This is a genomic window from Variovorax rhizosphaerae (assembly GCF_037889975.1).
GTDB classification, from domain to species: Bacteria; Pseudomonadota; Gammaproteobacteria; order Burkholderiales; family Burkholderiaceae_C; genus Variovorax; species Variovorax rhizosphaerae.
Window position 1 is genome coordinate 127,604 of record NZ_JBBKZT010000007.1, and the last position, 19,687, is coordinate 147,290.

The following is a 19,687-nucleotide window of genomic DNA, read 5'->3' on the forward strand; positions in this document are numbered from 1 at the left end:
AGCAAGTTCTCTTGTCAACGGCTAGCCAAAGACTTCGGCGGCGATGCAGGGTAGCCTTGGACTGCAGAGATCTTTCTAGGGCAATCAGGACGAAACGCCAAATGAAATCTCAACAAGATTGAGGACGACCCACCGCGCCGACTGCCGGGAACATAGTCGCTGGCTTGGCCGTCGTCTGGACCGTGCGCCGCGCTGCGGAACGGAACGCCAGCGGCCTGCATGCGTTGCACGATCGCGTCGAAGTCTTCCCGCCCGACCCGGAAGCACAGGTGTTGCTGGGGGAGAGGGGCGTCGCATTGCGCAAAGTCGAGCGTCAGGCGGGCATTGACGTACACAGGGGAGTACAAGCCGACGGCGCCTTGTTCTGCCCAAGGGACACCGAGCAACTCTGCGAGCCGCCTGGCGGACGCAACCCGGTTGCGCGAGGGGACGGTGACGTGGTCAAGGAAAACGGGCATGGCGTCGATGTGATCTTCGCGAGCTGCCGCTATCGCTGGTGCCCACGTCGCTTGACTTGCAGAGTTCTCACAGCATTTCCGAGCTGACCCGCTCCACCGTTCCCCCCGCGCTCAGCAACGCCGCCTCCAGCGCCCATGCCTGCGGCATCACCGCTTCGGCATAGAACCGCGCTGTCGCCATCTTGGCCTCGCAGAACGCCGGGTCTTCTTCGCGCCTCGCGTGCGCTGCAAGCATCGTCCTTGCCATCTGCCAGCCGCACAGCAGCACGCCCGCCAGCCGCAGATACGGCACCGAACCTGCGTAGACCTGCACGGGCCGCTCCCTCGCGTTGTCCAGCACGTATTCCACAGCAGACTCGAACGCCATCCTGCCGGCGCGCAGTCCTTGACGCATCACGCGGAAATCCTCGCCGTGCGTCTCCGCCAGCGCGTGCTCGGTCTCTGCAACCCGCACACAGACGGCCTGGGCCACGGCCCCGCCGTCACGCACCGTCTTGCGCCCCAGAAAGTCGTTTGCCTGGATCGCCGTCGTGCCTTCGTAGATGGGCAGGATGCGCGCGTCGCGGTAGTGCTGGGCGGCACCGGTCTCCTCGATGAAGCCCATGCCGCCATGGATCTGCACGCCCAGGCTGGCGAGCTCGACCGCCATCTCCGTGCTGTGCCCCTTCACGACCGGCACCAGGAACTCGTACAGCGCCAGGTTGTCGCGCCGCTCGGCTTCGTCCGTCGCGTGGTGCGCCACATCGCCAGCCGCCGCGGCCACATAGGCCAGCGCCCGCGTGCCTTCGATGGACGCCTTCATGGTGAGCAGCTTGCGCCGCACATCGGGGTGCTGAACGATGGGCGGCGCCGCGTCGCTGCTGCCAAGCGCACGGCCCTGCACGCGCTCGCGCGCGAAGGCCAGTGCCTGCTGGTACGCGCGCTCGGCCACTGCGATGCCCTGCAAGCCCACGGCGAAGCGCGCGGCGTTCATCATGACGAACATGTACTCCAGGCCGCGGTTGGCCTCGCCGACCAGTTCGCCCACCGCGCCCTGCGCGCAGCCGAACTGCAGCACCGCTGTCGGACTCGCCTTGATGCCCAGCTTGTGTTCGATGCTGATGCATTGCACGTCGTTGCGCGCGCCCAGGCTGCCGTCTTCGTTCACGAGGAACTTCGGCGCCACGAACAGGCTGATGCCTTTCACACCCGGCGGTGCATCGGGCAGGCGGGCCAGCACCAGGTGGACGATGTTGTCCGCCATGTCGTGCTCGCCCCAGGTGATGAAGATCTTGGTGCCGAAGAGGCGGTAGCTTCCGTCTGCCTGTGGCTCGGCGCGCGTGCGCACGGATGCAAGGTCGGAGCCAGCTTGCGGCTCGGTGAGGTTCATGGTGCCAGTCCAGGTGCCGGCGATCAGTTGCGGCGCATACCTGGCGCGCACGGCCGGGCTCGCGGCCGTCAGCAGCGCCTCGATGGCGCCATCCGTCAGCATGGGGCACAGGCCGAGCGAGACATTGGCCGCATGCAGCATCTCGGCGCAGGCTGCGGCGATGAGCTTGGGTGCACCTTGTCCGCCGTAGGTCTGCGGATGGGCCAGGCCTTGCGAGCCACCCTCCGCGAACAGCCGGTATGCCTCCTTGAAGCCCGGCGTGGCGGTGACTTCGCCGTCGTGCCAGTGCGAGGGTTGGCGGTCGCCCACCGCGTTCAGTGGCGCGATGACCTCGCGGCACAGACGGGCCGATTCCTCGAGCACCGCTTCGGCCGTGTCGGGACCGAAGTCCTCGAAGCCGGGCAGGGCGGCCACGCGGTCCAACTGCGCCAGGTGGCGCATTGCGAACAACACGTCCTTCACGGGGGGCGCATAGCTCATCTCGATTCCTGGTTCACTGCCGGCAGAAAGCGCCGGCTCATTCGGGGTGGATGCCGGCGTCCTGCGCGACTTTCTTCCAGCGCGCGGTCTCCGCATCGATGTACTTGGCGAACTGCTCTGGCGTGGTGGGCCACGGCTGCACCGCGCTCTCGGCCAGCTTGGCGATGGTTGCCTTGTCGCGCAGCGCTGCGTTCAGGGATGCGTTGAGTTTCTGAACGACGTCGGCCGGCATGTTGGCAGGGCCGATCAGCCCCGACCAGGCCGGTACCGCGAGGCCAGGCACCGTCTCGGAGGCAGCCGGCAGCCCTGGCGCCAGATCGCTGCGCTCGGGCAGCGATATGGCCAGCACCTTCAGCTTTCCGCCCTTAGCCATGTTGATCGCGGTGGCCGAGTCGACGATGCTGACGTCCAGCGTGCCGCCCATCACGTCGGTGGCGGTGGTGGTGGTCGACTTGTACGGCACCATCAGCAGGTCGACTTTCGCCAGACGGCCGAGCGCAGCAAACTGGATCTTCGTCAGTGCCGAATAGTGGCCCGCCGAGACCTTGCCCGGATTCTTCTTCGCGTAGGCCACGAACTCGGCAAAGCTGTTGACGGGCAACTGGTTCGAGACGATGTAGCCCTGGAATGCGTTGTAGATGCCGCCGATCGGCGTGACATCCTTGCGCGTGTCGTAGGGCAGGTTCTTGACGACCGACACATTCAGCGCCATCGGCGAGATGCCGCCCAGCATCAGCGTGTTGCCATCGGGCTTCGAACGCATCAACTCCTGCATGGCCAGGATGCCGTTGGCGCCGGGCTTGTTGTCGATGATGATGGGCCGCTTGAGGTTCTCGCCCATGGCGGTAGCCACGATGCGGGTTGCGAAGTCGCTCGGCGTGCCGGGGCTCAGCGGAATGATGATGCGGATGGGCTCTCCGCCGCCTTGCGCGAAGGCCGTGGCGGCCATCAGGGCCAGGCTCAATGCGGCGGCGGCTTTCAGAAGCGTTCTCTTGTCCAATTCAGTCTCCTAGTCGATTTGTATTCCGCGGTCCTTGATGAGCTGCGTCCAACGGGCGAGGTCGCTACGCACCAAGGCGCCGAGCTCTTCGGGTGTGCCTGGTTGAGGCGTCGAGCTTTCGCGCGCCAGCACTTCCTTGACCGCTGCGTCGTCAAGCACGGCGCGCAGTTCGTCGTTAAGTCGCCTGACCACTGGGGCCGGCATGCCGGCCGGACCGAGGAGGCCGAACCAGACCTCCAGCCGGAAGCCCGGCAGCCCCGACTCGGCGGCCGTCGGCAGATCAGGTGCCAGCGGCGAGCGCTGTGGCCCGGTCACGGCCAGGGCGCGCATCTTGCCGCCCTGGATCTGCGGCAGGGCGGCGGCGACGCTGGGTACCAGCATCTGCAAACTGCCGCCCATGAGATCGGTGAAGGCCAACGAGATGCCCTTGTAGGGCACGTGCACGAACTGCGCCTTCGCGGCCGAGGCGAACAGCTCCGTTCCCAGGTGGTTGGTGCCACCGAGCCCGGCCGAGCCGTAGCTGATGCTGCCGGGCTTGGCTTGCGCAAGCGCGATCAGCTCGCGCAAGTTCTTTACTGGCAGGCCGTTGGTCACCACGATCACCAGCGGGCTGGTAGCGATCAAACCAATGGGCTGCAGATCCTTGACCGGGTCGTAGGGCAGCTTCTTGCCTGCCGCCGCGTTGGTCGTGATCGAGGTCGAGCCAAGCAGCAAGGTGTAGCCGTCCGGCGTGGCCTTGGCCACGAATTCCGTGCCGATGGTGCCGCCCGCGCCACCCTTGTTCTCGACCACCACGGGTTGGCCCAAACGCGCACCGAGTTTGGTAGCGAGAAGGCGTGCCAGGTTGTCGTTGCTGCCACCGGGTGCGAACGGCACGATCAGCTTGATGGGGCGCTGCGGCCAAGTGGCTTGGGCGCCGCCCGCGGTGGGCAACAGGGCGGCGGCGGTCGCGAGCGCCAGCACCGCCCGGCGCGTCAGCCCGCGCAGGAACTTGAAGTCTTGCATTGGTCTTTGTCTCCAGTTGACGGTCCGTCTGCCGCCGTGTTGGTGGGGCAGACGTTCAGGTCATCGCGCGCAGCAATTCGGCGACATCGCCGACCGATTCGAGTCGGCCAACGGTCTGCGTCAGGCGGGCTGCCACGTCGTTCGACAGCGGCTTCGCAACGAAGGTGGCGCAGTCCGCGGACTTGGCCGCGAACTCCGCCGTGGTCATGGCGTTCTTGGGATGGCCCTTGGGGTAGTCGATGCGCGTCTCGACGGTCTGTCCGTCGCGGAACTCCACGACCACACGGGCCGGTGTGACGAAGCGACTCCACTCTCGGTCGATGTCCTCGTCCACGTAGGGCCGCACGCGCGCGGTCAGCGCCAGGATGTCTTCGCGCTGCAAGCCTTCGTCGGAAAAGTGGCCGATGCCCAGGCGCCCGTCGATCCAGGCGGCAGCGGCGGTGTAGGGAATGCTGAACTGCGCCTCGACGATGGTGCGTGGCGCGAGGCGCACGGCCTCGGGCACGCACACCATTTGGTAGCCGGGAGCCGTCACGCCGACGCGGATGGTCTCGATGTCGCTGGCTGGCCGGCCGGTCTGCTCGCGCAATTGCAGCACTGCGTCGACGGCAGCATGCGTGTCGCGACAGCAGGGGTAGGGCTTGTAGCTCAGGTTCAGCAGCTCGAAGCGTTGGCCCAGGTCCTGCCGCACGACTTCGCGGTCGACGCGGCCCTGCATGTAGACGCGGATGAAGCCGTCGGCGCCATCGAAGACCTCTTGTGCGCCACGGATCCCGCGCTGTGCCAGTTGCACGGCCAGCACCGCCGCCTGCGCCGCGAGGCCGGGCTGCAGCCGCTTCATCAGCGAAGCGTCGCGCGTGACCTGGTGATTGCCGGCCACCGAGCTGTAGACGATGCCGAAGGCGTTGCGCATCTGTTCTTCGTTCAGCCCCAGCGCGCGGCCGGCTGCAGCAGTGGCACCGAAGTAGCCCAGCAGCGAGGTGTAGATGAAGCCGCTCTCGACGATGTCGACCTTGACGCCCACACCCAACCGGCATGTCACTTCAAGGCCTGCGGCCACAGCCGCGATGAGCTCGCTGCCGGAGACGCCGCCGCGCAACTGTGCGGCCGCAATGGCGGCCGGCACGGCCGTCACCCCGGCGTGCAGGATGGCCGCGTCGTGCGTGTCGTCGTAGTCCCGGGCATGCGACATGCCACCGTTGACCAGGGCCGCATGATGCGCCGGGTACTTGCCGCCGAACACGAACATGTCGGCCTGCGGCGTACCGGCCCATTCCTGCACCAGTCCCGACACCTCGGCGATGGCCTTGGCCGACGAGCCGGCCAGCGCGCACGACAGTGTGTCGAGGATGTTGGTCTTCACCGCCTCGACGACGGCGTGGTCGAGTTTGGCCGCATCGATGTTCGCGGCGAAGCGCGCCAGGTCGAGCACCAGGTCGGGTTGGGTGGGTCGTGTCTCCGGGGCGTGATGGGCTGCCGTCATGTTGTTGTCCTGCGAGGTTGCGAAAGCGTGGAGGCAGTGTAGGAAGCGGTACAGCTTGGGGTCCATCGCGAAATCCGGGATGCGGTGTGCTCGTTTCTCGAACCTTGCGCGAAACGCGCAGGCCGCGTCCCGGATTTCGCGATGGACGGTGCACGACACGACTTCGACACTGCGAGGCATGCGGTGACACCAACAGCCCGAGACAGGCACCGCCCGGAGACAAGCCTTGCTACAGATCCAACCTTCCGAGAGCAACACGCTCTCGTACCTCGATAGCACCCGCTGTTTGGCCCCGCTGCCGTTCTGCGAGCGCGATCTTCCGACGGCCATTGCCGAGCCCTGGTTCAAGGTCGGCGACAGTTCCGTAGCGCTCGAAGGTCCGGCCTTCGACCGGCAGGGCAACCTGCTGTTCGTCGACGTGTACGGCGGGCGCGTGCTGCGCTTGTCGCCGCAGCGCGAACTCACGAGGCTGTTTGTCGAGAAGGACCTGCATCCCGCTGGCATCGCAATCCACAAGGACGGCCGCATCTTTGTGGCCTGCGTGGGGCCGATCAACGCCAGCGGCCAGTTCGATGCGGGCAGTGTGATCGCGCTCGACGCGGACGGCGGCAACCGCCAGACCATCGTCCCGCCCGAGGCTGGCCACGTCGTCGACGACCTGGTGTTCGACCGCGCGGGCGGCTTCTACTTCACGGACTTTCGGGGCACGTCGACCGAGGCCACGGGCGGGCTGTTCTACGTCACGCCCGACCACAGCGAGATCGTTCCCGTGCTGCCTCACATGTGCGCGGCCAATGGCGTGGCGCTGAGCCCGGACGACAAGGTCGTGTGGGCCACCGAATACTGCGCGAACCGCCTGCACCGTGTGGAGCTTGCATCGCCCGGCGTGCGCGCGCGGGGCGGTGTGTCGGTTCCCTACACCTTTGCCGGCCGCGCCCCCGATTCCATGCGCACCGATGCGGACGGCAACGCCTACGTGGCGCTGAACTGGCAAGCCCGCGTGCTGGTGTTGAGCCCGTTCGGCATACCGATCGGCCAGATCCTGCTGCCGGGGCGCGAAGAGAACAAGTACCTCAAGTCGACCAGCCTGGCGCTGGTGCCGGGTTCGCGCGACCTGGTGATCGTGGCGCGTGATGTGGTGCGGGGCGAGGGCGCCATGATCTTCACCGCACGCGGCCTGGCGCTGGGCTTCCCCCTGTTTTCGCACCAGTGATGGAGCCCGCCATGTCGCAACTGCACACCCGCAGAACCCTTCTCGTGGCGGGCGCAAGTCTTGCCGCCAGCTGGCTCGCCCACGCCCAAGGCCCTTGGCCGCAGAAGCCGATCCGATTGATCGTGCCCTTCGGCCCCGGAGCCAGCACCGACACGGTCGCGCGCTTCGTCGCAACCAAGCTGTCGGTCCGGCTCGGCCAGCCGATCGTGGTGGAAAACAAGATCGGTGCTGGCGGCATCATCGGCACGACCTACGTTGCCAGCCAGCCGGCCGATGGCTACACGCTGCTGTTCCAGTCCAGCCCCTACATGACGGCGCCGCTGCTGAAGGTTCCTCCGCCCTACGACCCGGTCCACGACTTGCAGCCGATCGGCATGGCAGGCTCCGGCCCCTTCATGGTCGTCATCGGCAACGACGTACCGGCCAGCAACCTGCGCGAGTTCATCGCGCTGGCGCGCACCAGGCCCATGAGCTATGGGTCGGCCGGCGTCGGCACCATCAACCACCTCGGTGGCGAACTGTTCAACCACCTTGCAAACGTCAAGCTGCTGCATGTGCCGTACACGGGCCTGGGGCCGGCCATCACGGACTTCCTGGGTGGGCGCACGCAGATGCTGGTGGCCAGCTTTCCGGCCGCGCTGCCTCATGTGCGCGGCGGCCGCATGCGTGCGCTGGCGGTCACGGGCAACGAGCGCTCGGACCTGGTGCCCGACCTGCCGACGGCGGCCGAGGCCGGCCTGCCCGGCTACGTGGTCGATTCGTGGTGGGGCGTGCTGGGGCCGCGTGGCCTGCCCGCGCCCATCGTCCAGCGCATCAACGAGGAGTTGAACGCCGTCCTTGCCACGCCGGACTTGAGAGAGCTGCTGTCACGGGACGGCGCACGGCCTCGGCCCGGCTCTCCGCAGGACTTTGCACGGGTCATCGACACCGAGGTGCCGCGCTGGCGCCAACTCGTCCAGTCCGCCCGCATCACATCCGATTGATTACTCAGGAGCCCAGACATGGAAGTCAGACGCGTCGGCACCCAGCCCTCTGCCCAAGCCCCCGAAACGCGCTTCACCGGCCGCGTGCGCGTGGACACGTTGTACAACGCATCGGCGCCCGCGCGCGTGAAAGCCGCGAGCGTCACCTTCGAGCCCGGCGCGCGCACCAACTGGCACAAGCACCCGCTGGGCCAGATGCTGATCGTCACCGCGGGCTGCGGCTGGGTGCAGCGCGATGGGGGAGCGGTGGAAGAGATCCGCCCCGGCGATACCGTCTGGATCGAGTCGCACGAGAAGCACTGGCACGGCGCGACCGACAAGACTTCGATGACCCATATCTCGGTCTCCGAAGTGCTGGAAGGCGAACCCGTGGAATGGCTTGAACGCGTTGAGCTGACGTCGTGATGCGCCGCCTTGCACGCCTGGCCCTGGCGGCCAGCACCATGGCGATCCTGAGCGCCGCCGGCGCCGCTCAAGCAGACACATTCCCGTCACGCCCTCTGCGCATCGTGGTTCCAGCCGCGGCCGGCGGCAACCTGGATCTCGTGAGTCGCCATCTCGCGCAAAAACTGACGGAACAACTCGGCCAGCCGGTCGTCGTGGAGAACCGGCCTGGCGGCAACTACATGCTCGCGGTGGATGCGGTCTTGAAGGCCCCTGCGGACGGAACCACCTACCTCGCCATCGCCGATTCGTTCCTGTACACGCCAGCCGTGGCGCGCGCCGCGACCTACGAACCGCTGAAGGACTTCGTCGGAGTCAGCCTCGTCGCGCGCATTCCGCTGCTGCTGGTGGTGCACCCGGCCGTGCCCGCCACATCTGCCGCGCAAATGATCGCACTGGCCAAGCGGAACCCCGACGAGTTGACGTACGGCACGTCGGGCAATGGCAGCACCGGCCACATCGCCGCGCAGCTCTTCAGTTCGATGGCGCAGATCCGCATGACCCATGTGCCCTACAAAGGCAACGCGCCCGGTCTCATCGACGTGATGGGCGGCCGCACGTCGCTGATGTTCGACACCATCAGTACCTCGATTCCGCACGTGAAGGCGGGCAAGCTCAAGGCGATCGGCGTGACCAGCCGCACGCGCTCGCCGCTGTTGCCGGACTTGCCGACGGTGGACGAATCCGGCCTGCCCGGCTACGAATCGACGATCTTCAATGGCCTGGCGGCACGCAGCGGCACACCGCCCGCCATCCTGGATCGCATGAACGCCGAGATCCGCAAGGCCGTGCAACAGCCGGACTTCCGGGCGCGCATGCTGGAACAGGGCGTGGAGCCGGAGGCCAGTGCCTCGTCGGCTGAATTCACGGCCACGTTGAACACGCTCTCCGGCAAGTACGCCCGCATCGTCAAGGACGCCGGCATCCACGCAGATTGATTGATTCAAGAAACGGAGATCCACACCATGAACATCGGATACATCGGGCTCGGCAACATGGGCGGCGCGCTTGCGCGTCGTCTGCAGCTCCAGCACCCACTGCGCGTCTACGACCGCGACATGGCCAGCGTGCAGCGCCTGGTCGAACGCGGCGCCGTGCGCGCCGACAGCCTGGCCGACTTGACGGCAAGCTGCGACGTGATCGTGCTGTGCCTGCCGACCTCGGAGCACGTGCGCAGTGTGCTGCTGGGGCCGGACGGCATCGCTGCGACGGCGAAGCCAGGCACCTTGATCATCGACCAGACCAGCGGCGACCCGACCATCACGCGCGCCATCGCCGTCGAACTGGGCAGGAAGGGCATCGAGATGGTCGATGCGCCGGTCAGTGGCGGCCCGTCTGGCGCCGACGCCGGCACCATTGCCATCATGGTCGGGGCGGAGCCGGCGCAGTTCGAGCGCGTCGGTCCCTTGCTGCGTGCCATCAGCCCGAACGTGTTCCATGCCGGCGGCATCGGCTGCGGCCATGTCGTCAAGCTGGCCAACAACCTGCTGTCGGCCGGCACGCGGCTGATGACGCTCGAGGCCATGGCACTGGCCGTCAAGAACGGCGTCGAAGGAGAGAAGGCGCTGGCGATCATGATGGCCAGCGGCGGCCGCAACTTCTGGATGGAGAAGTACATGGCCGACTACATCCTGACCGGCAAGCTCAAGGCCGCATTTGCGCTGGGCCTGCTGCACAAGGATGTGCGCCTGGCCTGCCAACTTGGGCAGGACTCCGCCATGCCCATGCTGTTCGGCAATCTCGCCAAGGATTTCTACCAGATGGCGCTGAACGAATACAGCTTCGACTCGCCGGTGAACGTGGTGGCGTTGACCATGGACCGCATCGCCGGCAGTCGCGTGGTGCCGGATGGCTACTCGATCAATTGAGGCGCAGTCGCACATGAACATGCCTCGCCCCGCAACACGTCGCACGCTGCTGGCGGGCGCCGCGGCTGCGGTGGCCAGCGCCATGCTCCCCGCGACGGCCCAGACCAAGGACCCGGCCTGGCCCAGCCGTCCGATCAAGCTGATCGTGCCCTACGCCGCAGGCGGGGGAACCGACATCATTGCGCGCAGCATCGCCACGCGGCTGTCGGCCCGGCTCGGCCAGCCCATCGTCATCGACAACAAGCCTGGCGCTGGGGGTGCCATCGGCTTCGAGGCCGGCGTCAAGGCGCCGGCCGATGGCTACACGCTGACCTTCATCACGAGCGCCTACGCGACCAACGCCGCGACCGGCCGCAAGATGACCTACGACCCGGTGCGCGACATCTCGCCGATTGCATTGGTGGGCAAGACGTCCTTGCTGGTCGCGGTACCCGCCAGCTCGCCCGTCAAGACCTTGAAGGATCTGGCGGAAATGGCGCGTGCGCAGCCGAACACAGTGACCTACGGCTCCAGCGGCATCGGTTCGATGAGTCATCTGGGCATGGAGATGTTTGCCGCGGACGCGAAGCTGCGCCTCGTGCACGTGCCCTACAAGGGCATGGCGCCGGCCTTTGCCGACATGATGGGAGGCAATCTGCAGGCCGGGCTGGCCACTTAAGCGACGACATCTGGCTATCTCGCGGGCGGAAGGCTGCGTGGCATCGCCGTGACCGGTGCGCAGCGTGACCCGTTCATGCCTCAGCTGGCGACAACGGCCGAGGCAGGCTTTCCGAATTTCCGCATCGAATTCTGGTGGGGTTTCATCGGGCAGAGCCAGTTGCCGCGCGCGATCGTGGAGCGGTTGAATGCAGAGATCAACACGCTGCTGGCCGAGCCCGACACCAAGGCCGCCCTGGCCCGCGAGGCAGCCGTATCGACGGCAGCAACGCCCGAGGCCTTCGGCCGACTGATCGCGGCCGACGTTGCGGGCTGGACGCGTCTTGTCAAGGACAACGCAATCCAGGTGGAGTAACAGCCTTCAGCCTATGCGGTACACGCGTTTGGCCGTGCCACCGGCCAGCGCGCGCAGTTGCGAATCGGAGCAGCCTGCAGGCGTGCGCAGCAACGCCGTCCAGACGTCGCCGTAGCTGCCCGCCACCTGGTCGGGCGGGAAATTGCTCTCGAACATGCAACGGTCGGCGCCGAACAGTTCGATGCAGGTCTGCATGTATGGCTGCCAGGCCTGCACCAGTTCGGCAATCGAAGGCGGCGATACGCGGTCCTCGAAATCGAAGCCGCAGCGCTTGCGTGACATGCCGCCCAGCTTCATGCAGACATTCGGACGACGTGCCAGTTCGGCAACCAGCGTGCGCCAGGGTGCGAAGTTGTCCTCACGCCGGTAGGGGCCGATGCCCAACGGCCCTCCACAGTGGTTCACCACGATCGTGAGTGTGGGAAACGCGTCTGCGAGCTCGCAGAGTTCCACCAGTTGCGGGTGGTACTGCCAGGCGTCGTAGACCAGGCCGCGTGCCGCCAGCCGCGCCACGCCAGCGCGATAGCGCACATCGCGCATCAGCCCTGCCGGCGCATGGGCGCGGCCACCGACGTTGATCGCGGGGTCCGGGTCGGAGGCGACCGCGCCGCGGATGCCGCGCAGCCGGCCAGCGCTGGCCTGATGCAAGGCATCCAGCACCTCGTCGACCTCTGCGCCCAGCGACAGGTCGGCGGCGCCGACGAAGGCGGCGCAGATGCGCGCCGGCCCAAAGAGCCCGCTTTCGCTCATGGCGGCCACCCCAGCGACAAACTGCGCCTCGCCCACGCAACGCAGATGCGAGGGCCCCGTGCGGCGCAGCATCGCGCCGCACTCCACATAGACCGTGGCGGCGATGTCGTGGCCGCAGTCTGCAATGTCGGCAGCGAATTCGTCCAGCAGATAGCGCTGGCCATCGCGCATCCAGAGGTGGTGGTGGCTGTCGACGATGGAAAGCGCCGGTGCCGCCATCACTGCGCCTGCATGCCCGAGACCTTGACGAGCTGAGCCCAGATCGCGATCTGCTCGCGTGTGAAGGCGGCCAGTTCCTCGGGCGAGGAGGTCTTGGCGACCATGCCCATCTTGACGAACTGCTCCTGGCCTTGCGGGCTTGTAATGGCCTGCACGAAGGCGTCGTGCAGTGCGGTGATCGCGGTCTTCGGTGTGCCGCGCGGCGCGTAGAAGCCCAGGAAGGTCGTGATGGCCTGATAGCCTGGAACGCCGGCCTCCGGCATCGTGGGCAGCGCGCGCATCGATGGCAGTCGAACCGGCGCCGTGACGGCCAGCGCCCGGATGCTGCCCTGCTTCAGGAAGGGGTCGGCGATCAGCGGGTCGCTGACGTAGAAGTCCAGGCGCTCCGCGATCAGTTCCGACATGGCATCGGAGGCGCCCTTGAAGCCGATCTCCACGGTCTTGATGCCGGTCAACGATTCCAGCAGACCCACCGCCACTTTGTTGCCGGCATTGCCGACACCGTAGTTCAGTTGGCCTGGCCGCGTCTTGGCATAGGCGATGAACTCGGGCAGCGTCTTGACCGGCAGGCTGGACCGGACGACCAGCACCAGCGGGTTGGTCGTCACCAGGGTGATGGCTTCGAAGTCGCGCACCGGGTCGTAGCCGAGGTTCTTGATCAGGTGGACGTTGGCCGCCATCACCGTGTTGCCGCCGAAGATCAAGGTGTGACCGTCCGGCGGCGCACGCTTGGCCTGGTCAGCGCCGATCGTGCCGGCCGCGCTGGGCTTGGAAACCACCACCAGTGGCTGGCCCAGTGCCTTGCCCGCCTCGGCCGCGAGGAAGCGCAACAGGGTGTCGGATTGCGAGCCCGGCGACGCGGTGCTGATCACCTGAATCGGCCGGCTCGGAAAGCGCTCGCCTTGCGCGTGGACATTGCCGGCAGAGATCAGCAGGGCCGCAGGGAGACTCAGGAAATATCTTCTTTTCATGCTTGTCCTCTGTGCCGGCCCTGTCCCCTGTGAATCACTCGCTGAGTCACTCGCATTCGTCTAGTCGATCAGCTTGCGGCCCTTGAGCACTTCTTCCGCCACCTTGAAGGCATCGCCCGCGGCGGGCAGCCCGCAGTAGACGGCCGTGTGCAGCAGGATCTCGCGCAGCTCATCGACCGTGACACCGTTGTTCAATGCGCCTTCGAGATGGTTGCGCAATTGGTTCGGCCGGCCCAGCGCCGTGAGCATCGTGATGTTCAGGATGCTGCGCAGCTTGGGCTCGATCACGCCGCGCGCCCAGACGCGGCCGAAGCACACCTCTTCCGAGTAGTCGTTCAGCACTCCGGTGAACGCATTCTTCTTCTTGTCCTTGCCCTCGACGTAGCCCTCTCCCATGAGCTCGTTCATGATCTTGCGACCGGCTTGTTTGGCGTCCATGAAGTTCTCCTTGAAAGTGCGGGTCAAGCGCGGGCCATCGTCTTCTTCACGTCCTCTGCGGACACCTTGATCTGGACGCCGGCGCGTTCGTTGATCAGTTGCATCGGCGAGCGCGAATCGCGGTCGCCCCAGCCGCGGTCGAGGGCAGCCTGGAAGTCCTCCATCGCACGCTCTGCATACTTCATCGGCACGTCGAGTTCGCGGCCAAGGTCCAGTGCCAGCGTCAAGTCCTTGTGCGCCAGCTTCAGCGCGAAGCTGGCCGGTTCGTACTTGTCCTGCAGGTACTGGTCACCGATGCGGTCGAAGGTGCGCGAGCGGCCAATGGCGCCCTGGCGCACCGCGTGCCACAGTGCCAGCGGTTCCATGCCACCCTTGACACCCAGGCTGAACACCTCGGCGATCATCATGCGCATGGTGATGCTGGCGCAGTTGTGAACGAGCTTGGCCACGTTGCCGGCGCCGATGTCGCCCACATGCAGCACCTGGTCGCCGATGACGTCCAGCAGGGACCTGTAGCGCTCGAACACTGCTTGGTCGCCGCCCACGTAGATGGCCAGCTTGCCGGCGTTGGCACCGATTGGGCCGCCACTGACGGGGGCGTCGAGCAACGCGATGTCCTTCTCGGCGAAGCCCTTGTGGACTTCGCGCACGACGCTGGGCGAATTGGTGGAGAGGTCGAACCAGGTACTGCCCGGCGCCAAGGCGTCCAGCAGCGTGGCGCCAACCTGGCGCATCTCCTTGGGCCCGGGCACGGACGTGAACACAACCTGCGCGCCTGCAGCGGCCTCGGCCACCGTCGCGGCCCAGCGCGCACCCGCGTCGAGGTGGCGCGTGGCGCTCTCCTTGCGAAGGTCATGAACCGCGACGTCGTGCCCGGCCTTGATGAGATTGAGGGCCATGCCGGCACCCATGGTGCCCAAGCCTATGAATGCCAATTGCATGCTGTGTTCTTTCGGAAGATTTGGTGGATGCCATCTCACGGCGCGGTTCTGGGGTCTTGCGGCAACTCGATACGGCGTCGCTTGCTGCAAGGCGCTGTGAGCTTGTGTCTCGACGCAGTGGCCGCAGTCTAGGAATGGCGGCCGCTCAGCGTCCATGGCGTTTTTCGGCAAGCCGCGTCCGCGGAATCGAAACGATGTGCGCGCAGGGCGGCCGGGCATGTGTTCCGGTTTTCGGGACGCGGGCTCTCGCATTTCGCCATGGACCGCGGCGCGGAGCGCTTCCTACACTGCCCCGCAAAGGAGACCTCATGAGCACCCAGGAACAATCGAGCGCACCCCCTGTTCGCATCCGCATGCAGATCGACGGTCAATGGCGCGAAGCCGAGCAGACACACGATGTACGTGATCCCTACCGCGGCGATGTCATCGCGCTGGCCCCGATCTCGTCACTGCGGGACGGCGAGGACGCATTGGAAGCCGCGCGCAAGGCGAAGACTGCGATGGCAGCACTGCCGGGGCATGAACGTGCTCGCCTGCTGCACCGCGCTGCCGACCTGGTGGCGGCGCGCACCGAGCAGATCGGCCGCACCATGGCGCGCGAGACCGGCAAGGCGTTGCGCGATGCCATCGTCGAGACGCAACGCGCAGCCGAGCTGATCCACTTGTGCGCCGAAGAGGCCGTGCGCATCCAGGGCGAGCACATCCCGATGGACGCCAGCAGCATCGGTGCCGGCAAGATCGCAATGATGATGCGCTATCCGGTCGGTGTGGTGACGGCCATCACGCCCTTCAATGGCCCGATCAGCCTGACCGCGCACAAGCTCGGCCCGGCCCTTGCGGCCGGCAATGCGCTGGTGCTCAAGCCTTCACCCAAGGCACCGCTGTGCGTGCATCAACTGGTCGAGACGGTGTTGGAGGCAGGCTTTCCGGCCGGCGCCATCAACACCGTCTATGGCGATACCGTGGGTCCCAGGATCGTCAGCGATCCACGCGTGGACTTCGTAAGTTTCACGGGCTCGATCCGCGTCGGCAAGATGATCCGCGATGCCGTGGGCATGAAGCGTGTGGCGCTGGAATTGGGCGGCGTGGGGCCGACCTTCGTGCACCACGATGCCGACATCGCCGAAGCTGCGAAGGCATGCGCGCGCAATGGTGTGGCATTGGCAGGCCAGAGCTGCGTGTCGGTGCAGAACATCTACGTGCACAAGCGCGTGCACGACCGCTTTGTCGACGCGGTGCTGCAAGAGGTGGACGCCATCCGCTTTGGCGATCCGCTCGACATGGCAACCGAGGTCGGCACGCTGATCGACGAAGAGGCCGCGATCCGCGTGGAACGGATGGTCGCTGAGGCCGTGGAAGAGGGCGCCTGCGCGCTGCGCGCGGGCACGCGCCGCGGCGCCCAACTCGGCGCCACCGTGCTGAGCCAGGTGAACCCGAACATGCGCGTGGTGTCCGACGAGATCTTCGGCCCGGCCTTCAGCATCCAGCCGTACGAAGACATCGCGCCGCTGTTCGCCGCGATCAGCGAGAGCGCCTACGGCCTGCAATGCGGCATCTACACGAACTCGCTGGACTTGGCGCTGTCGGCGATCCGCACCATCCGCACCGGTGGCGTGATCGTGAACGGCACGTCGCGCTGGCGCTCGGACCAGATGCCCTATGGCGGCGTGAAGGACAGCGGCATCGGCCGCGAGGGGCCGAAGTTCTCGATCCGCGACATGACCGAAGAACGATTGTTCGTTCTGAACTGAAATGAAAACCCACCCCCGAAGCGCCTGCGGCGCCTCCCCCTCAAGGGGGCGCACCCAACGGCCCGGCAAAGCCGGTTCCGTGGGTGCCCACGAACAGGCATCGCTCGCCCGGGTTTCATGCGTCGCGGCTCACGCGATAGCGTGGTGGAAAACTGATATGAGCGGGAGGGTCACGACATGCAGATGACCGCCGCCGTCCTCTACGAGCAGGGCTTGCCAGCGCCCTACGCCGACAGCCAGCCGTTGAAGATCGAGCAAGTGGCGTTGGAGGGGCCGGGCGAGGGCGAGGTCCTGGTCGAAGTGCGCTCGGCCGGCTTGTGCCATTCCGACCTGTCCCAGGTGGCCGGCCTGCGCAAGCGCACGCTGCCGGTGGTGATGGGCCACGAGGGCGCTGGCATCGTGCGCGAGGTTGGTCGCGGGGTGACCGCCTTCAAGCCGGGGGACCATGTCGTCATGACCGTGGGTTCGGGCTGTGGCGCGTGCGACTACTGTGTGAACAGCCGCCCGGTGCTGTGCGACCTGGTGGGTGCTTCGCGCGCCAAGGGGTTGTTGATGACCGGCGCGCGGCGTCTGGCGCGCGGGGGCATGGGCCTGTTTCACCACAGCGGGGTGTCCTCGTTTGCCCAATACGCGGTGACGGTGCCGGGCACATTGGTCAAGGCCGATCCTGCGATTCCGTTCGATGTGGCGGCCTTGTTCGGCTGCGCTGTCGTGACCGGCGCCGGCTGCGTGTTCAACGCGGCCAAGGTGCGCCCGGGCCAGAGCGTGGCCGTGGTTGGCCTGGGCGGCGTGGGCTTCAATGCGGTGATGGCCGCACGGATCGCCGGCGCCTCGACCATCGTGGGCATCGACATCAACCCTTCCAAGTTCGCGCTCGCACGGGAACTGGGTTGCACGCACACCGTCTCGGCGCGCGACGACAACGCAGTGGAGGCCGTGCGCGACCTCACGCGCGGCGGCGTGGACTTTGCGCTGGAAATGTCGGGCAGCAAGCCCGGCATGGCAACGGCCTATGCGATCACGCGCAAGGGCGGCGAGATCATTTGCGTGGGCATGGGTGCATCGGGCGACATGTACCCGTATCCGCACACCGCGTTGGTCGGCGAAGAGAAAGTCATCCGCGGCTCGCTGATGGGCAGTTGTGTCCCGCAGCGCGACCTGCCGCTCTACATGCGCTACTACCTGGAGGGACGGCTCCCGGTCGAACGCCTGATGAGCGGCAGCTTCGGCTTCGACGATCTGAACCTGAACCTCGACCGGCTGGAGCATGGTGAAGTGCTGCGGCAGATCCTGCGACCGCACGGCTGAAAGGGCCGGAAGACATCCGCTGGAAGGCCCTGCATTCGACCGCCATGGCACCTCGATCAATTCCTCTTCTGCGAGCCGATATGCGCCGCCAGGTAGGCCGCGTCCTCATCCGCGCCGAAGAGGAAGGCCGACTTCCATTTGTGCAGCCAAGGCAGGCCCAGGAAATACAGACCCGCTTCGGCGGTCACGCCGCGCTCGTGCACAGGTGTCTTCTTCGATCCGGGTGACTGGCCGAAAACCGGAAGGTCGATCCAACCGAAGTCCGCCTGCGCGCCGTTGGCCCAGATCACCGTGTGGATGCCCTCGCGAACGAGATCGACGGTACGGATGGGCGCCTGAAGCTCCGGCGGATCTGGCATCGGGTCGGCGGGCGGGTCCGCCGGAGGCAGATCCAATTGCTGCATGCGAGCCGCGTCGTCGCATCGACGCGTGAATGCATTCAGGGACTCGTCGCCGTGCGCCATGCTGGAGGCCAGATCGTCGGCGATGGCGATCCTGCCATTCTCGGCAGCGTTGACGCGGCCGATCAGCACGATCCCTCCGGCCGCCAGTCGGCGCAGGTCGATGTCATGCCCGCCATTCACACCGGTCATCAAACGAGACAGGCGAGCGCCTGTCCACTCGCGAAGCGTTGAATCGGTGGAGCCCGTTGCGACCAGCCACCAGATGCAATCCTTCCCGCGGTAGCGGCGCCGGATCCGCTCGTGCGAGCTGACGGACAGGAACACACGCCGGCCGGCGCCGCACAGTTCCTCGGCAATCTGGACGCCGGAGTTCCCGCTGCCGACCACGAGCACAGCGCCGTCAGGCAGTTGCATGGGATTGCGGTACTGGGTCGAATGGAGTTCGAACACGCCTGCGCCAAGTGCAGGTGTCGCGCGCGGAACTTGGTAGGGGCCGGTGGCCACGACGACGTTGTGCGCCACGTAAAGGGTGCCGTCGGTCTGCACCTGCAACTCGCGCGACCCCGGCTTGCGTGTGAGCGAGAGCGCCGCGCACTGGGTGCGCACGGGAGCGCGAATGTTCGCCGCATAGCGTTCGATGTAGTCGGTCACCTCGCGCAGCGGCGAAAAGGCATCAGGGTCGGCTTGTGGGTCGGCCGTCATCCGGGGCCAACCCGGAAGGTTCATGTTCCAGTTCGGAGACTGGAAGTGCAACGAATCCCAGCGCTCGCTGCGCCAACGCTCTGCAAGTTCTCCGCGCTCGAGCACGACGTGCTCACCACCCAGTTGCCCGAGGTGGTAGCTCATGGCCAACCCCGCCTGACCGCCGCCGATCACGATGGTTTCGACGCGCTCAGTGGACATGCCGCGCCCCTGTGATCTGGTGCGGCCAGCAGAAGCTGCTCCCGCGCGACCGCAACTGCACCGGGAGCTTGCGCCAAGCCGCACCAGGCTTGCCGTCAGGGTGCGCGGCTGGGGCGACCGCCTCGCAAGGGCACAAATGCGCCTCTGCACCGAACGAAACGCTGTACATCGCGATTTCCTTCTGCGCACGCCAGAAGCATTCATCCGGCGCACTTCCAATGCCATTCATGGGCTTGGGATTCCAAGCCTCTTCCAATCCTTGCGCGAAATATGCGATGGCAGCTCGTTGCGGTCAACGGCTGTTTCGCTCGATGCGTCCCCTGTCAACGTCCGCTTCGGTGCGATTGGATGGCCGCGATGGCACTCACACCGCGAGGCACTGGCTCGCATGCGTAAGGGAGCAAGTCCCGCCGCTGGAGGAGGTGACCGACCCCGTGTTGGTCCGCTCTCCATGCGGGCCTTGTTCGGCGCGCCTGCCGATGAGGCCTGCGCCGAGTAGTTCCTCGCTCGGATGCGGGGACTGAGCCCGTACGGAACCGAGTGCAGACGGTCCACGGGTAATCCCTATGTCTTTGTGGTTTACACCATAAACTATTATTGTTTACACTGTACGCAACTCATCGAATCCAACCGCGATGAGCTCGATTGCCACCCGATCTCCGGTCGGGTTGGCAAATCCGAACCACT

The 19,687-nt window shown here is 66.4% G+C and carries 17 protein-coding genes and 1 pseudogene; 9 read left to right on the forward strand and 9 right to left on the reverse strand.

The annotated features are described in order from the left end of the window. Positions 1-164 precede the first annotated feature (164 nt). The gene (locus tag WKW82_RS16245; protein ID WP_340343346.1) at positions 165-545 is read left to right on the forward strand and encodes a hypothetical protein; all 381 of its coding nucleotides are present in this window, start codon (positions 165-167) and stop codon (positions 543-545) included. Here the strand turns inward: WKW82_RS16245 and WKW82_RS16250 are convergent. The 4 genes from WKW82_RS16250 to WKW82_RS16265 are packed head-to-tail and all read right to left on the reverse strand — an operon-like array spanning position 526 to position 5,795. Further along, a complete protein-coding gene (locus WKW82_RS16250; RefSeq protein ID WP_340343347.1) occupies positions 526-2,307 on the reverse strand; it encodes an acyl-CoA dehydrogenase in 1,782 nt (593 codons plus the stop codon). The two genes, WKW82_RS16245 and WKW82_RS16250, sit on opposite strands and share 20 nt — an antisense overlap. 37 nt (positions 2,308-2,344) lie before the next feature. After that, on the reverse strand, positions 2,345-3,307 hold the full coding sequence (locus tag WKW82_RS16255) for a Bug family tripartite tricarboxylate transporter substrate binding protein (protein ID WP_340343348.1): 963 nt from the start codon (positions 3,305-3,307) through the stop codon (positions 2,345-2,347). Positions 3,308-3,316: 9 nt separating this feature from the next. Next, the gene (locus WKW82_RS16260) at positions 3,317-4,312 is read right to left on the reverse strand and encodes a Bug family tripartite tricarboxylate transporter substrate binding protein (RefSeq protein ID WP_340343349.1); all 996 of its coding nucleotides are present in this window, start codon (positions 4,310-4,312) and stop codon (positions 3,317-3,319) included. A 55-nt stretch (positions 4,313-4,367) separates the two neighbouring features. Further along, a complete protein-coding gene (locus WKW82_RS16265; RefSeq protein WP_340343350.1) occupies positions 4,368-5,795 on the reverse strand; it encodes an MmgE/PrpD family protein in 1,428 nt (475 codons plus the stop codon). 226 nt (positions 5,796-6,021) lie between these two features. Between WKW82_RS16265 and WKW82_RS16270 the strand changes: the two genes are divergently transcribed. From WKW82_RS16270 to WKW82_RS16295, 6 genes and pseudogenes are all read left to right on the forward strand, one after another. After that, positions 6,022-7,008, forward strand: coding sequence for an SMP-30/gluconolactonase/LRE family protein (locus WKW82_RS16270; RefSeq protein ID WP_340343351.1), 987 nt, complete (start codon positions 6,022-6,024; stop codon positions 7,006-7,008). Between the two features lie 11 nt (positions 7,009-7,019). Further along, on the forward strand, positions 7,020-7,991 hold the full coding sequence (locus tag WKW82_RS16275; protein WP_340343352.1) for a Bug family tripartite tricarboxylate transporter substrate binding protein: 972 nt from the start codon (positions 7,020-7,022) through the stop codon (positions 7,989-7,991). Positions 7,992-8,009: 18 nt separating this feature from the next. Continuing rightward, positions 8,010-8,396 carry a (R)-mandelonitrile lyase gene (locus tag WKW82_RS16280; protein WP_340343353.1) on the forward strand — a complete coding sequence of 129 codons (387 nt, stop codon included), beginning with the start codon at positions 8,010-8,012 and terminating at the stop codon, positions 8,394-8,396. After that, the gene (locus WKW82_RS16285; protein ID WP_340343354.1) at positions 8,396-9,373 is read left to right on the forward strand and encodes a tripartite tricarboxylate transporter substrate binding protein; all 978 of its coding nucleotides are present in this window, start codon (positions 8,396-8,398) and stop codon (positions 9,371-9,373) included. Before WKW82_RS16280 ends, WKW82_RS16285 begins: the two co-directional genes overlap by 1 nt. Further along, positions 9,374-10,303 (forward strand): NAD(P)-dependent oxidoreductase, encoded by a 930-nt coding sequence (locus WKW82_RS16290; protein ID WP_340343355.1) that lies wholly within the window; start codon positions 9,374-9,376, stop codon positions 10,301-10,303. A gap of 82 nt (positions 10,304-10,385) precedes the next feature. Then, positions 10,386-11,315, forward strand: a pseudogene (locus WKW82_RS16295) (tripartite tricarboxylate transporter substrate binding protein). A gap of 6 nt (positions 11,316-11,321) precedes the next feature. On the opposite strand, the gene WKW82_RS16300 reads toward WKW82_RS16295, so the two are convergent. From WKW82_RS16300 to WKW82_RS16315, 4 genes are read right to left on the reverse strand one after another with little or no spacing between them, the layout of a single operon-like run. Beyond that, a complete protein-coding gene (locus WKW82_RS16300) occupies positions 11,322-12,284 on the reverse strand; it encodes an amidohydrolase family protein (RefSeq protein WP_340343356.1) in 963 nt (320 codons plus the stop codon). Beyond that, the gene (locus WKW82_RS16305; RefSeq protein ID WP_340343357.1) at positions 12,284-13,255 is read right to left on the reverse strand and encodes a Bug family tripartite tricarboxylate transporter substrate binding protein; all 972 of its coding nucleotides are present in this window, start codon (positions 13,253-13,255) and stop codon (positions 12,284-12,286) included. The genes WKW82_RS16300 and WKW82_RS16305 overlap by 1 nt, the downstream gene beginning before the upstream one ends. Before the next feature lie 60 nt (positions 13,256-13,315). Further along, positions 13,316-13,693 (reverse strand): carboxymuconolactone decarboxylase family protein, encoded by a 378-nt coding sequence (locus WKW82_RS16310; protein WP_340343358.1) that lies wholly within the window; start codon positions 13,691-13,693, stop codon positions 13,316-13,318. A 23-nt stretch (positions 13,694-13,716) separates the two neighbouring features. Further along, positions 13,717-14,634, reverse strand: a complete 918-nt coding sequence (locus WKW82_RS16315) for an NAD(P)-dependent oxidoreductase (protein WP_340343359.1) — start codon at positions 14,632-14,634, stop codon at positions 13,717-13,719. Between the two features lie 308 nt (positions 14,635-14,942). Between WKW82_RS16315 and WKW82_RS16320 the strand changes: the two genes are divergently transcribed. Further along, positions 14,943-16,385, forward strand: a complete 1,443-nt coding sequence (locus tag WKW82_RS16320; protein ID WP_340343360.1) for an aldehyde dehydrogenase family protein — start codon at positions 14,943-14,945, stop codon at positions 16,383-16,385. 177 nt (positions 16,386-16,562) lie between these two features. After that, on the forward strand, positions 16,563-17,693 hold the full coding sequence (locus tag WKW82_RS16325) for a zinc-binding dehydrogenase (RefSeq protein ID WP_340343361.1): 1,131 nt from the start codon (positions 16,563-16,565) through the stop codon (positions 17,691-17,693). Between the two features lie 56 nt (positions 17,694-17,749). Here the strand turns inward: WKW82_RS16325 and WKW82_RS16330 are convergent, their stop codons facing one another. Then, positions 17,750-19,225: an NAD(P)-binding domain-containing protein gene (locus WKW82_RS16330; protein ID WP_340343362.1), complete on the reverse strand. Its 1,476-nt coding sequence runs from the start codon at positions 19,223-19,225 to the stop codon at positions 17,750-17,752. Positions 19,226-19,687: the final 462 nt, after the last annotated feature.

Bases quoted from the DNA above. Each gene is read 5' to 3' on its own strand.
- WKW82_RS16275 (WP_340343352.1), top strand. From the start codon at position 7,020: ATGTCGCAACTGCACACCCGCAGAACCCTTCTCGTGGCGGGCGCAAGT.
- WKW82_RS16280 (WP_340343353.1), top strand. From the start codon at position 8,010: ATGGAAGTCAGACGCGTCGGCACCCAGCCCTCTGCCCAAGCCCCCGAA.
- WKW82_RS16315 (WP_340343359.1), bottom strand. From the start codon at position 14,634: ATGCAATTGGCATTCATAGGCTTGGGCACCATGGGTGCCGGCATGGCC.
- WKW82_RS16320 (WP_340343360.1), top strand. From the start codon at position 14,943: ATGAGCACCCAGGAACAATCGAGCGCACCCCCTGTTCGCATCCGCATG.
- WKW82_RS16250 (WP_340343347.1), bottom strand. From the start codon at position 2,307: ATGAGCTATGCGCCCCCCGTGAAGGACGTGTTGTTCGCAATGCGCCAC.
- WKW82_RS16310 (WP_340343358.1), bottom strand. From the start codon at position 13,693: ATGGACGCCAAACAAGCCGGTCGCAAGATCATGAACGAGCTCATGGGA.
- WKW82_RS16300 (WP_340343356.1), bottom strand. From the start codon at position 12,284: ATGGCGGCACCGGCGCTTTCCATCGTCGACAGCCACCACCACCTCTGG.
- WKW82_RS16265 (WP_340343350.1), bottom strand. From the start codon at position 5,795: ATGACGGCAGCCCATCACGCCCCGGAGACACGACCCACCCAACCCGAC.
- WKW82_RS16305 (WP_340343357.1), bottom strand. From the start codon at position 13,255: ATGAAAAGAAGATATTTCCTGAGTCTCCCTGCGGCCCTGCTGATCTCT.
- WKW82_RS16285 (WP_340343354.1), top strand. From the start codon at position 8,396: ATGCGCCGCCTTGCACGCCTGGCCCTGGCGGCCAGCACCATGGCGATC.
- WKW82_RS16260 (WP_340343349.1), bottom strand. From the start codon at position 4,312: ATGCAAGACTTCAAGTTCCTGCGCGGGCTGACGCGCCGGGCGGTGCTG.
- WKW82_RS16330 (WP_340343362.1), bottom strand. From the start codon at position 19,225: ATGGCATTGGAAGTGCGCCGGATGAATGCTTCTGGCGTGCGCAGAAGG.
- WKW82_RS16325 (WP_340343361.1), top strand. From the start codon at position 16,563: ATGCAGATGACCGCCGCCGTCCTCTACGAGCAGGGCTTGCCAGCGCCC.